Annotated in this window: 12 protein-coding genes; 4 read left to right on the plus strand and 8 right to left on the minus strand. The window is 68.1% G+C overall.

Features of this window, described 5'->3' with window-relative positions:
- The first annotated feature begins 146 nt into the window (after positions 1–146).
- Positions 147–383, plus strand: a complete 237-nt coding sequence (rpmB, locus tag R4823_RS18750; protein WP_087839580.1) for a 50S ribosomal protein L28 — start codon at positions 147–149, stop codon at positions 381–383.
- Positions 384–407: 24 nt separating this feature from the next.
- Positions 408–578 carry a 50S ribosomal protein L33 gene (gene rpmG / locus R4823_RS18755; protein ID WP_087839581.1) on the plus strand — a complete coding sequence of 57 codons (171 nt, stop codon included), beginning with the start codon at positions 408–410 and terminating at the stop codon, positions 576–578.
- 67 nt (positions 579–645) lie between these two features.
- Here rpmG and R4823_RS18760 read toward each other — a convergent pair whose 3' ends face one another.
- From R4823_RS18760 to R4823_RS18790, 7 genes are all read right to left on the minus strand, one after another.
- The gene (locus R4823_RS18760) at positions 646–1,461 is read right to left on the minus strand and encodes a CoA ester lyase (RefSeq protein ID WP_338615773.1); all 816 of its coding nucleotides are present in this window, start codon (positions 1,459–1,461) and stop codon (positions 646–648) included.
- Positions 1,458–2,411 (minus strand): fumarylacetoacetate hydrolase family protein, encoded by a 954-nt coding sequence (locus R4823_RS18765; protein ID WP_165963074.1) that lies wholly within the window; start codon positions 2,409–2,411, stop codon positions 1,458–1,460. The genes R4823_RS18760 and R4823_RS18765 overlap by 4 nt, the downstream gene beginning before the upstream one ends.
- Before the next feature lie 23 nt (positions 2,412–2,434).
- Entirely contained in the window at positions 2,435–3,400 is a 966-nt protein-coding gene (locus R4823_RS18770; RefSeq protein ID WP_279817416.1) for a tripartite tricarboxylate transporter substrate binding protein, read from the minus strand.
- Positions 3,401–3,610: 210 nt separating this feature from the next.
- The gene (locus R4823_RS18775) at positions 3,611–4,834 is read right to left on the minus strand and encodes a CaiB/BaiF CoA-transferase family protein (RefSeq protein ID WP_338615778.1); all 1,224 of its coding nucleotides are present in this window, start codon (positions 4,832–4,834) and stop codon (positions 3,611–3,613) included.
- A 77-nt stretch (positions 4,835–4,911) separates the two neighbouring features.
- On the minus strand, positions 4,912–6,297 hold the full coding sequence (locus tag R4823_RS18780) for an MmgE/PrpD family protein (RefSeq protein WP_087839586.1): 1,386 nt from the start codon (positions 6,295–6,297) through the stop codon (positions 4,912–4,914).
- Positions 6,298–6,306: 9 nt separating this feature from the next.
- Positions 6,307–7,455, minus strand: a complete 1,149-nt coding sequence (locus R4823_RS18785; protein WP_338615781.1) for an acyl-CoA dehydrogenase family protein — start codon at positions 7,453–7,455, stop codon at positions 6,307–6,309.
- Between the two features lie 49 nt (positions 7,456–7,504).
- Positions 7,505–8,347 (minus strand): MaoC family dehydratase N-terminal domain-containing protein, encoded by an 843-nt coding sequence (locus R4823_RS18790; RefSeq protein WP_338615784.1) that lies wholly within the window; start codon positions 8,345–8,347, stop codon positions 7,505–7,507.
- Between the two features lie 157 nt (positions 8,348–8,504).
- Between R4823_RS18790 and R4823_RS18795 the strand changes: the two genes are divergently transcribed.
- Together R4823_RS18795 and R4823_RS18800 are read left to right on the plus strand one after the other, a co-directional pair.
- A complete protein-coding gene (locus R4823_RS18795) occupies positions 8,505–9,443 on the plus strand; it encodes a LysR family transcriptional regulator (protein ID WP_087839589.1) in 939 nt (312 codons plus the stop codon).
- Positions 9,444–9,532: 89 nt separating this feature from the next.
- Positions 9,533–10,963, plus strand: coding sequence for a DHA2 family efflux MFS transporter permease subunit (locus tag R4823_RS18800; RefSeq protein WP_338615787.1), 1,431 nt, complete (start codon positions 9,533–9,535; stop codon positions 10,961–10,963).
- Between the two features lie 72 nt (positions 10,964–11,035).
- Here R4823_RS18800 and R4823_RS18805 read toward each other — a convergent pair whose 3' ends face one another.
- Positions 11,036–12,235, minus strand: a complete 1,200-nt coding sequence (locus R4823_RS18805) for a fatty acid desaturase (protein WP_087839591.1) — start codon at positions 12,233–12,235, stop codon at positions 11,036–11,038.
- Positions 12,236–12,456: the final 221 nt, after the last annotated feature.

Here is a 12,456-nt window from a genome sequence, read left to right on the forward strand (position 1 = left end):
TTTTGCGCCGGGATGCCTTGAGAACCCGTGCGAACCGGGTCGGCATCCATCCTGCCAAACCGCGCCAGAAATTCGGGGCACAGTCCGGTATCGCCGGCCCCCGGATCCGTCTCCCGAATTCACGAAATAGCAGAAGAGGTGTCGCCATGGCACGAGTATGTCAAGTAACCGGTAAGGGTCCGATCACGGGCAACAACGTTTCTCACGCCAACAACAAGACCAAGCGCCGTTTCCTGCCGAACCTGCAATACCGCAAGTTCTGGGTGGAAAGCGAAAACCGCTGGGTTCGCCTGCGCGTCAGCACCAACGCCCTGCGCACCATCGACAAGAACGGCATCGAAGCCGTCCTGGCCGATCTGCGCGCTCGCGGCGAAGCCGTTTAATCACCGGATCCACAGGAGCACACCATGGCCGCCAAGGGTATTCGCGAAAAGATCAAGCTCGAGTCCACCGCCGGAACCGGGCATTTCTACACCACGACCAAGAACAAGCGCACCACCCCGGAAAAGATGCTGATCAAGAAGTTCGATCCGGTCGCGCGCAAGCACGTGGACTACAAGGAAACCAAGCTGAAGTAATCGGCTCGGTTTGCGAACAAACCCCGCCCAGGCGGGGTTTTTCTTTGCCCGCGGCAAACATCCGCCGCTATGCCCTGCCCGCGGCTTCCATCATCCGCCGGGCGCGCGCCAGCACCGGCGCATCCACCATCCGCCCTTCCAGCCGGAACGCGCCCCGCTGCCCCGCCGCCGCCTCGACGACGCGGCGGGCCCAAGCCAGTTCCGCGTCCGAAGGACTGAAGGCCTCGTTGATGGCGGCGACCTGCACGGGGTGCACGCACAGCATGCCGCCCATGCCCGACCCGCGCGCCCGCGCGGCTTCGGCGCGCAGGCCGTCGATGTCGTCCAGTTGCGGGTGTACGCCGTCGAGCGGCGCGGGCAGGTCCGCGCCGCGCGCGTGAAGCAGCATGCGGTGCCGGGCATCGTCCAGGACCGCCCGGCCCGCCCCCGACACCGGGTCCAGGTCGAGGTCCAGCGCGAAATCCAGGCTCCCGAACACCAGCCGCTCCACCCCCGGCGCATCGGCGATGGCCGCCAGCGCCAGCACGCCGCGCGCGCTTTCGATCAGCGGCCACACGGGCCGGCCAGCCGACGCCGCGCGCGCCATATCCGCCGCCGACTCCGACTTGGGCAGCATCACCGCGGCCACCGCGGGACTGGCGGCGCACAGCGCAATGTCCTCGTCGAAATAGATCGTCTGGATCGCATTGACGCGCACCACCACCGATCGGTCCGCGCAAGCTTTCAGGGATGCCGCCACGGCCACGCGCGCGGCCGCCTTGGCGCCGGGTTCGACCGCGTCCTCCAGGTCCACGATGACGGCATCGGCGCCGCTGGCCAGCGCCTTGGGCAGCCGCTCGGGCCGGTCCCCCGGCACGAACAGGGCGGAGCGCACGCGCTTCATGCGCCCGCCACCCGATTGCGCAGCCTGCCGATGCCATCGACTTCGCATTCGATCAGATCGCCAGGCCTCAAATAGCCCGAGGCGGGAACGATGCCGTTGCCTCCCGACCATTTGCCGCCGAGCTCCTTGTCGGTGGACCAGGCCGTACCGCTGGGCGTGCCCGTGATGATCACCATGCCCGGCCGCAGCGTCAGGTTGATCGAAAACACATGGACAAGTTCGGCCACGCTCCAGATCATCTGTGCGGTATTGCTATTCTGCCGCAGCTCGCCATTGACCCAGGAACGGATGCCCAGGCCTTGCGGATCGGGGATCTCTTCGGCGCCGACAATGTACGGGCCCAGCGGAGCGCTGGTATCGAATACCTTACCGCGGCCCAGCTCGTACCAGCTACTGCCGTCCGGCCGAAAGCGCACCTGGCGATCGCGAGCCGTGACGTCGTTGACGATGGTATAGCCGAACACATGCTCCAGCGCCCGTTCGCGTGGAATGTGCCGCCCCGGCTTGCCGATGACCACGCCCAGCTCGACCTCGCCGTCCAGTTTGCGCGTCAGCACCGGATCGTGGACGATCTCGTCGTGCGGGCCGACGACGCAGTCGGCGGTCTTGAGGAAGAACTCCGGCTCTTTGCCGCTTGTGTCGGAGCCGGCCTTTTCGGCGTTGTGGCTCAGGTAGTTGCTGCCCGCGCACAGGATGGTGGAAGGCAGCATGGGGGCGCAGAGCTGCACGTCATCTAGCGCCACGCGTCCCACACCCCGCTCGGCGGCGAGCGCCACCGCCCGCGCACCGAGTTCCCGGGACTGCGGGGCATGGCGGATCACCTCGGTCATGTCGGCAAACCAGCTCACTTGCGGCCCCAGCCCGCCAACGGCTTGTTCGAGCGCTTGCGGATCAACCAGGTACGCGCCGTCGAGGATGGCCACGCGCTTGACGCCGTCACGGCGATACATTGCATATTTCATGGATTCCCTTTTTATTCGAGTTTGCCGATGCTGTTGATGATCTGCGTCTGATGCCGCTCGTCGGCTCGCCAGAAGGCCTCGAATTCCGGCGCATCCAGATACTGGACGGGCGTCCCCATTCCTGTCATGGCCTTGACGAAAGCCGGATCGGCCGCTGCTTCCTTGACGACGGTGCGCAGCTTCGCCATGACGGGCTCGGGCAGGCCCGTCGGCGCGAATAGTCCGGCCCAAAGATAGTATTCAGCGTCGTAGCCGAGCTCTTTCAGCGTCGGCACATCGGGCAGGCTGGCCAGGCGCTCGGCGCTCTGAACCGCCAGCGGCTTGAACTTGCCGCTCTTGATATGGCCGGAAATGTTGCCATAGGTCTGCGTCGAGGCCTGGACATGTCCACCTAACAGCGCCGTCACTTGTTCGCCGCCGCCGCCATACGGCACGTGCAGCAGCTTGATTCCCGCGGCGTGGGCAAAACGCTCCATCGCTACATGCGTAGTGCCGTAGATTCCGGATGAACTGAAGCTGATCGTGCCGGGCTTGACCTTGGCCGCCTCCACCAGCTCACGCACGGACTTCCAGGGCGCATCGTCGCGCACCACCAGCACGGTGGGATCGGCCGATATGCGAGCGATGGCGGCAAATTGCGAGGTGGAATATGAAGGTGTCTTGCCCGTCAGCTTGTCGGCGGGGGGAATTGCCGAAATACTGGCCAACGCCATCATGAGCGTATAGCCATCTGGAGCCGCCTTGGCCACATGAGCCATTCCCACTCCACCCCCTGCTCCTGGCCGGTTCTCGACGATGACCGGTTGCCCCAGACGCTTGGCCATGACAGGCGCCAGCGGACGCGCCGTGGTGTCCGACACGCCACCCGGCGAGAACGGCACGACCAACGTAATGGGACGGGAAGGGTAGTTGTCCGCCGCGAGCGCGGCGAGTGGACACAATAAAGCGACGGCGAAGCACGCAAGGCCTCGATTCATTGGTAGTCTCCTGAGTCGTTTTTTGCTTTCGTTTTGGCGCGTGCCGCTGGCGGCCACGCAGTGCCTACACTATCACGCGTGGCACGATTTTTTCTGCCGAAGACGCCCCTCTGCCAGCCGACGGCCCGGCATTTCCTGCCGCGCACCGGAGATCCTCTGATCGAAAATATCAGGGCACCAGGCACGATTCTCGCAGCCGACTCGCCCGCATCATGACGCTACTACATGCCGCGCACGCAGCGCGGCGATCTCGGCTTCGCCATAGCCGAGTTCGGCCAGGATGGACAAGGTATCTTCACCCAGGGCCGGTATCCGGTCCATGCGGGCCGCATAGGCGCCGCCCGCTCCTGGCGGCAGCAACACGGGCAACATGCCGGCCGGGCTTGCCACCTCGGTCCAGCGCTGGCGGGCCGCCAGCTGCGGGTGGGACCAGACGCCTGCCATGTCGTTGACGCGGGCGTTGGCGATCTGGGCGTCGTCCAGCGCCGCCATGACCTGTTCGGTGCTCATGCCGGCGAAGACCTCCACGATGATGTCGCGCAGCGCCGCCCGGTTTTCGGTGCGCCGCGAATTGGCATCGAAACGGGGGTCGCCGGCCAGTTCCGGCCGCGCCAGCACCCGTTCGCAGAACACGCGCCATTCGCGCTCGTTCTGCAGGCCGAGCATCACGGTGCCGCCATCGCCGGCGGGAAACGGGCCGTAGGGGTAGATGGTCGCGTGCGAGGCGCCCGAGCGCGGCGGCGGGGGCGCACCGTCGAACGCGTAGTACATGGGGTAGCCCATCCACTCGACCATGCTCTCGAGCATGGAAACGTCGATGCGGCTGCCCTTCCCCGTCGTGGCCCGCAGCAGCAGCGCGGCCAGGATGTTGGAATAGGCGTACATGCCGGCGGCGATGTCGGCCACCGAGGCCCCGGCCTTGGACGGTTCTTCGGGCGTGCCCGTGACCGACAGGAAACCTCCTTCGCTTTGGATCAGCAGGTCGTAGGCCTTCTTGTCGCGATACGGGCCGCTGTCGCCGTAGCCGGAGATGTCGCAGACGATCAGCCTGGGATGGCGCGCGTGCAGCGCCTCGAACGACAGCCCCAGCCGATCGGCGGCGCCGGGCGCCAGGTTTTGCACCAGGACGTCGACGCGCGGCAGCAGCCGCTCCAGCACCTCGCGCGCGCCGTCCTGCTTCAGGTCCAGCGCCAGGCTTTCCTTCGACCGGTTGGTCCAGACGAAGTGGGACGACAGCCCGCGGACGCGCTCGTCGTAGCCGCGCGCGAAGTCCCCCGTCCCCGGGCGTTCGATCTTGATCACGCGGGCGCCCAGGTCGGCCAGTTGCCGGGTGCAGAACGGCGCCGCGATGGCGTGCTCGAGGCTCAGCACGGTGACGCCGTCCAGCGGACGCGGCGGGGTCGGTAGAAGGGAGGCGGTCACCGGCGTGCTCACTGGACTACCCTCCTGTCGCTGCGCGACATCCTCCCCGAGGGAGGTCGCGCGCCCTTCGGGCGGCCGGGCGGGCGCGCTCATGCAAGCTCCGGCATGAAATCGGACAGCTCGCGCGCGTGCCGCAGGCTCCACAGGCGGGGAATCCAGGCATCGATCTCCGCCGGCGTCGCCGCGCCGGAGAAAGCCGCCAGGCGCCTCAGCTTGGATTCCAGCTCGGGGCGCGACAAGGTGTTGTCCGGGTCGCCCTTGGGGCTGTCGATGGCGGCGGACAAGCGCCGGCCATCGCGCGTCTCCACCTCGACCCGTCCCAGCCAGCGGGCGGGATAGGCGCGGTCGACCTCGTCGTCCATCACCATGGTCGTGCGCCGGCGGACGTCCGCCACCGCGGGATCGGTCAGCGCATGGTCGCGGAATTCCTCCAGGCCGGCGCGGCCGTGGACCGCGATCAGGCCCAGCACCGTCCCCATCGAGAACTTCGCCTGGTGCACGGTGCTGGGTTCGTCCACGTTGCCCAGCACATCGATCGCGGCGCGGTGCACCCGGGCGCGGATCGAAGCGATGTCGCCGTGGGCGATGCCTTCGGTACGCATCAGCTGCAACAGCGCATCGGCGGCCGGATGGGTATGGCGGCACGAGGCATGGAACTTGAACGATGTCTCCAGCGTGGCCCAGCGCCGGCCCAGGCGATCGTTCAGCCGGGCCGGATCCGCGTCCGAGGACATGCCCGCCGCCATGCCCTGCCGGCCTTCGAGCACGCCGTGCGCGCCGGTCAGGCCATCCTGTGCCAGGTAGGCGGCCAGGAGCCCGTTCGCGGCCGCCTGGCCGGTATGGAGCTGCTTGGAATCGGCGGCCTCGCGCAGGAATTCCCACAGGCCCGAGGCTTGCGTGCCGGCCGACCCCAGCGTGTGCGCCAGCGTCCGCGCATCCTGCCCCATCAGCCTGGCCACGCCGGCCGCGGCCGCCAGCGTGCCCACGGTGCCGGTCGTATGGAAGATGCGGTAGTGCGACCGACCCAGGAATTCGCCGATGCGCACGCCGGCCTCGTAGCCGGCCACCGCCGCCACGAGCATCTCGCTACCCGACTTGCCCAGGTCCTGCGCCGCGGCGAACACGGCCGGAAACACCACCGTGGCCGGATGCAGCACCGAGCTGTTGTGCAGGTCGTCCTGCTCGACCAGGTGCGAGGCGGCGCCGTTGACCAGCGCGGCGAAATGCGCCGACGTGGTCCGCCGGTTGGTCAGGATCGCGCAGCGCCCCGCTTCGGGCCCCATCGCCGCGGCATAGCGCTCGAACAGCGGCACCGGATGCCCGCCCTTCCCGGCCAGGGCCGATGCCACCCAGTCCAGGAACAGGTCTTCGATCCGGTCCGCCACCGGCGCGGGCAGGTCCTTGAAACGCAGTGCCGCCAGGAATTCGCACAGGGAGGCGGTGGCGCCGTCCCGCGCCAGGCTGGTCTTGTCCATGGACGCGCCTCAGAAGGAACGCGGCAGCCCCAGCAGGTGCTCGGCCACGTAGGAAAGGATGAGGTTGGTCGAGATCGGCGCCACCTGGTAGAGGCGCGTTTCGCGGAACTTGCGCTCGACGTCGTATTCGCAGGCGAAGCCGAAGCCGCCGTGCGTCTGCAAGCAGACGTTGGCCGCTTCCCACGAGGCCTTGGCGGCCAGGTACTTGGCCATGTTGGCGCTGGCGCCCGCCGCGACGCCGGCGTCGTATTCGCGGCAGGCGCGCCAGCGCATCAGGTCCGCGGCCTCGACCTCGATGTGGGCCTCGGCGATGGGAAACTGCACGCCCTGGTTCTGCCCGATCGGACGACCGAACACCTGCCGCTCGCCGGCGTAGCTGCGCGCGCGCTCGACGAACCAGCGGCCATCGCCGATGCACTCGGCGGCGATCAGCGTGCGTTCGGCGTTCAGCCCGTCCAGGATGTAGCGAAAGCCCTTGCCTTCCTCGCCGATCAGGCTGTCGGCCGGCAGCTCCAGGTTGTCGAAGAAAAGTTCGTTGGTCTCATGGTTGACCATGTTGGCGATGGGGCGCACCTCCATGCCATGGCCGATCGCCTCGCGCAGGTCGACCAGGAAGATGGACATGCCCTCGGTCTTCCTGGCGACCTCGGCCAGGGGCGTGGTGCGGGCCAGCAGGATCATCAGGTCGGAGTGCTGCACGCGCGAGATCCAGACCTTCTGTCCGTTGACCACATAGCGGTCGCCGCGCCGCACGGCGGTGGTCTTGATCCGGGTCGTGTCGGTGCCCGTGGTCGGCTCCGTCACGCCCATGGACTGCAGGCGCAGCTCGCCGCTGGCCAGGCGCGGCAGGAAATGATCCTTCTGCGCCTGCGACCCGTGGCGCACCAGCGTGAACAGGTTGTACATCTGCCCGTGCACGGCGCCCGAATTGCCGCCGCAGCGGTTGACCTCCTCCAGGATCACCGATGCCTCGGACAGCCCCAGGCCCGATCCGCCGTACTCGGCGGGAATCATCGCCCCCAGCCATCCGGCCTCGGTCAGCGCGCGCACGAACGCCTCGGGGAATCCCCGGGCCTCGTCCACCCCGCGCCAATAGGCGGCGTCATAGTGGGTGCACAGGGCGCGCACGCCCTGGCGGATGTCGTCGTACTCTTCCATGCCATCTCCGGTGACAAACAGCCGTTCGCGCCCGCGCGGGCCGCCGTTGCTATCTCTGCTCGTAGCGCAGCTCGCCGCGCTGGATCGCGCCCTGCGCATTGCCGGCCCAGACCCGGGCCACGCCGTCGTCCGCCATCCGCCCCGCCGCCTCGAAGGGCGTGGGCGCGATCAGCGGCCGTACACCCCGATACGAGAAATGCGTCGGCCGCAGCGACGGATGAGCACGCACGAAGGCCCCCACCAGCAATGTCGCGATCAGCGGGCCGTGCACCACCAGGCCGGCATAGCCTTCCTCGTCCGTGGCATAGGGCCAGTCGTAGTGGATGCGGTGGCCGTTGAAGGTGACCGCCGAATAGCGGAACAGCATGGTGGAGGTCGGCACGATGGTCTCCGACCATCCGGCTTGCGGCACGGGCTCCGGATCGGCGGTACGCGGCGGGGACGGCTCGCGGTAGACGATGTCCTGTTCCTCGCGCACGGCCAGGCCGCCGCGCTGTTCGTAGTCGTGGCGCACGGTCACGAACAGCAGGGAACCGGTGCGCCCCGCCTTCTCCTGCACCGACAGGATGGTCGAATGGCGCGTGGCGTCCTCGCCCACCACCAGCGGCCGATGGAACGCCAGCCGGCCACCGGCCCACATGCGATTGCGCCGGTCGGCCGGCGGCAGGAAGCCGCCGCGGGCGGGATGACCGTCGGCGCCCAGTCCGGCCGCGTCCACCGGCTCCTGGAAATACGCCCAATGCCACAGCTCGGGCAACGCGCTGCCCGGCTCGGGCGCCGCCTGCCCCAGGGTGGCGGCGATGCGCCGCGCCAGGTTGCCGGTGATCTGGTCGGACGAGGTTTCTGTGCGCCCGATCCAGTCGCGCGGGGATGGAGCCTGGTCCTGGCTCATGCTTGCTCCTTGCGGGCCGCCCATGGGCGCCGCCTTGCGTGAAATGCCGCCAGCATGCACCCGCGCCAGCCTTCTGTAAATTTTGATTTTCCTCATCCAGTCTTCGCCAAAACGGAAGGGATCAGGTAAGGTGAATGCTTTCCCCACACGTGCCGCCATGCATCTCGACCTGGCCGACCTCAGGCTTTTCATCCACGTGGCCGAAGCGCCCAGCCTGACGCAGGGCGCGCGGCGCGCCCACCTTTCGCTGACCGCCGCCAGCACCCGCATCAAGTCGCTGGAAACCCGGCTCGACGCCCGCCTGCTGTACCGGAACAGCCGCGGGGTAGAGCTGACGCCCGCCGGCCGGCGGCTGCTGGAGCACGCCCGGCAGGTCATGCGGCAGGTCGATTCGCTCAAGAACGATTTCGCCGATGGCAGCACCGGCACCACGGGCCATATCCGCATCTTCGCCAACACCACCGCCGTCACCGAGTTCATGCCCGAGATCCTGGCGCGTTTCCTGGCCGGGCGGCCCGGCGTGACGGTGGACCTGCAGGAACGGCTGACCCGCGACATCATCCGCGGGGTGATGGATGGCTCGACCGACCTGGGCATCACCGCCGGCCCCATCAACGCCCCCGGCCTGGAGCGCCTGCACTTCAGCACCGACCGGCTGGTACTGGCCGTCCCGACCGTCCATCCGCTGGCCGCGCGGGGCCGGGTTACCCTGGACGACACCTTGCGCTATCCCCACATCAGCCTGCACGAGGGCAGCACCATGCTGACCTTCCTGCGTGAACAGGTCGAAAACCGGGGCGCGGGGCTCATCCTGCGCATCCAGGTCTCGAGCTTCGAGGCCATCTGCCGGATGGTGGAGGCGGGCGTCGGCATAGGCGTGATCCCCGAGTCGGCGGCGCGCCGCCACCGGCGCACGATGGAGCTGTCCATCGTGGAGCTGGACGAGCCGTGGGCCGTGCGCGAACGCGACCTGCTGGTGCGCGAGCTCGAGGCCCTGCCCGCCTGCGTGCGGGCGCTGGTCGACGCGGTCCGGGCCTACGGGGAACAGACCGCCGCGCACGCGGCAGGCGGCGCGGCCTCGCCCGCGAAGGACTAAAATCGCGGGCTTGCACGGCCACGGCCGCGTCCTTCCCCGCCGGCCCGCCGCGCGGGCGTTCCACCCATCGCACAAGAGACCACGGCTTCATGGGTCATGCCACGTCCCGCCAGGGCAGCTACCGGATCATCGCGCTGATCGTCGCCAGCGCGTTCTTCATGGAGCAACTGGACTCCACCATCATCTCGACCGCGCTGCCGGCCATGGCGCAGTCCCTGGGCACCGACCCGGTCCGCATGAACTTCGCCATGACGGCGTACCTGCTCAGCCTGGCGGCCTTCATCCCGATCAGCGGCAAGATCGCCGACCGCTTCGGCACGCGCAACACCTTCCGCGGCGCGATCACGCTGTTCGTCGTCAGTTCCGTGCTGTGCGGCCTGGCGCAGAACCTGCCGTGGCTGATCGGCGCGCGGCTGCTCCAGGGGGCGAGCGGCGCCATGATGGTGCCGGTGGGCCGGCTGGTGCTGCTGCGCACGGTGGAAAAGTCCCAACTGGTCTCGGCCATGTCCTGGGTGCTGTTTCCCGCGATGATAGGCCCGGCCGTCGGGCCCCTGATCGGCGGCTTCCTGACCACCTACCTGTCCTGGCACTGGATCTTCTTCATCAACGTGCCGATCGGGCTGGCCGGCATCGCGCTCGCCACCACCTACATCCCCGATATCCGCAGCGACGCGCCGCCCTCGTCGTTCGACTACGTGGGCTTCGCCCTGGCGGCCGCCACGCTGGCCAGCCTGATCGTCGGGCTGGAAGGACTGGGCCACGGCGGCCTGTCCCCGACCGCGCTGCTCCTGCTGGGCACCGCGGCCGCCTGCGCGCTGGCCTACGCCTGGCACAGCCGCCGGCATGCCGACCCCGTGCTGGACTTCAGCCTGATGCGCATCCCCACCTTTCGCGTGGCGATGCGCGGCGGCTTCCTGTATCGGGTGGCCTACGGCTCCTTCCCCTTCCTGATGCCGCTGATGCTGCAACTGGGCTTCGGCCTGTCGGCCGCCGAAAGCGGCGCCATCACCTTCGCCGGGGCCGTGGGCGGCCTGGTCATGAAGGCGATCTCGGTGCGCTTTTTGCGGGCCTTCGGCTATCGCCGGGTCATGATCTGGAACGGCCTGCTGTCTGCGGTGTTGCTGGGCCTGTGCGGTGCGTTCCGGCCGGAATGGCCGCTGGCGGCGATCTACCTGCTGCTGCTCCTGGGCGGCCTGGCGCGCTCGTTGCAATTCAACGCCTACGGCACCATCGTCTACGCCGACGTGCCGCAGCCCCGCATGAGCGCGGCGACGAGCCTGGCCAGCACCAACCAGCAGATGACGGCGGCGCTGGGCATCGGCCTGGCCGCGCTGGTGCTCGACACCTCGAGGCATGCGCTGGGCCATGCGGCCGTGCAACTGACGGACTTCACCCTGGCCTTCGCCGCCATGGGTCTCCTGGGCGTGCTGGCCGTCACCCAGTGCCGCGAACTGCCGGCCAACGCCGGCGCCGAACTGAGCGGCCACCGCCGGCGGGACGGTGAACCGGCGCGCGGCTGACCCCTATCGCCGCGCGGCCCCAAAAGAAAAAAGGAGCCGAGGCTCCTTTTTTCTTGTTTCCGACCAGCAGGCTCAGGTCGCGTAGCTGCGCAGCCTGGCCGAGAACTCCTCGAGCCGCGCGATGCCGCTTTGCTGGGCGCGGTTGCACCAATCCTGCAGATCGCGCAGCAGCTGTTCGCTGGAGGCGCTGGACCGCTCCCAGATGGCGGCCAGTTCGCGCCGCATCTCGACCAGGATGGCCAGCGAGCGGTGGTCCGCCAGCACGGTATTGATCGCGGAACGGTGCGAATCGGGAAGCGACTCGTCGTCGGCGCGGTGCAGCAGGGCCTTCGCCCGCCGCAGCAGCTTCCACTGCAGATGGGATTCCTTGGCGGCCTTCAGCCGGGCGATCTCGTCGCGGCAGGCATGCTTGAGCAGGTCGGCATAGCGCGCCATGATTTCGTAGCGATGCGTGATCACGGCCTGCAGGGTCTCCAGGTCGACCGGCTTGCCGTGCGCCAGCCGCACCTTGGGCGCGACCTTCTTGACCTTGGCCAGGCGCAGGATCTCCAGGGCACGGATATAGCCCCAGCCGATGTCGAACTCGTACCACTTGGTGGAGAACCGCGCCGACGAGGCATAGGCGTGGTGGTTGTTGTGCAGTTCCTCGCCGCCGATGACGATGCCCCACGGGAAGACGTTGCGGCTGGCATCCGGGCTGGCGTAGTTGCGGTAGCCCCAGAAATGGCCGATGCCGTTGACCACGCCGGCCGCCCAGAACGGGATCCAGATCATCTGTACCGCCCAGACGGTCAGGCCGATCGCGCCGAACAGCGCGACGTCGATCACCATCATCAGCCCCACGCCCTGCCAGCCGAAGCGCGAATAGACATTGCGCTCGACCCAGTCATCGGGCGTGCCGTGGCCGAACTTGTCCAGCGTCTCGCGGTTGGTCGCCTCGTCGCGATACAGTTCGGCGCCCTGGAAGAACACCTTGCCGATGCCGTACACCATGGGCGAATGGGGATCCCCTTCACGCTCGCAGCGGGCGTGGTGCTTGCGGTGGATCGCCACCCACTCCTTGGTGACCATGCCGGTGGTCAGCCACAGCCAGAACCGGAAGAAATGCGCGATGGCCGGATGCAGGTCCAGCCCGCGGTGCGCCTGGCTGCGATGCAGGTAGATCGTGACGCCGAGAATGGTGATATGGGTGACTACCAGGGTGAAGGCGACGATCTGCCACCATGACGCGCCAAGCAGACCATCGGACAAGAACGAAAGCACAAAATCCATATCACCTCACAGACAGGCCGGCGGCAGTGCCGGCGCGGGAGGCGCCTCGCGCCTCGAAGAACTCAACTCGTCGACCCTGGTCACCGATGGCGGGACCAAGGTCTTGGAAAGCGGACGGCGGCGGCGGTTCCCCAGGGGAAACCCGCGGCCGGACGGCGGAAAGGCCGGAATCCCGCGCGCCGCCATGCGCCCGACACGATAACGCGAATCTTGGGGCGGGA

The sequence above is a fragment of the Pigmentiphaga sp. CHJ604 genome (assembly GCF_036972535.1).
Lineage (GTDB): Bacteria > Pseudomonadota > Gammaproteobacteria > Burkholderiales > Burkholderiaceae_B > Pigmentiphaga > Pigmentiphaga daeguensis.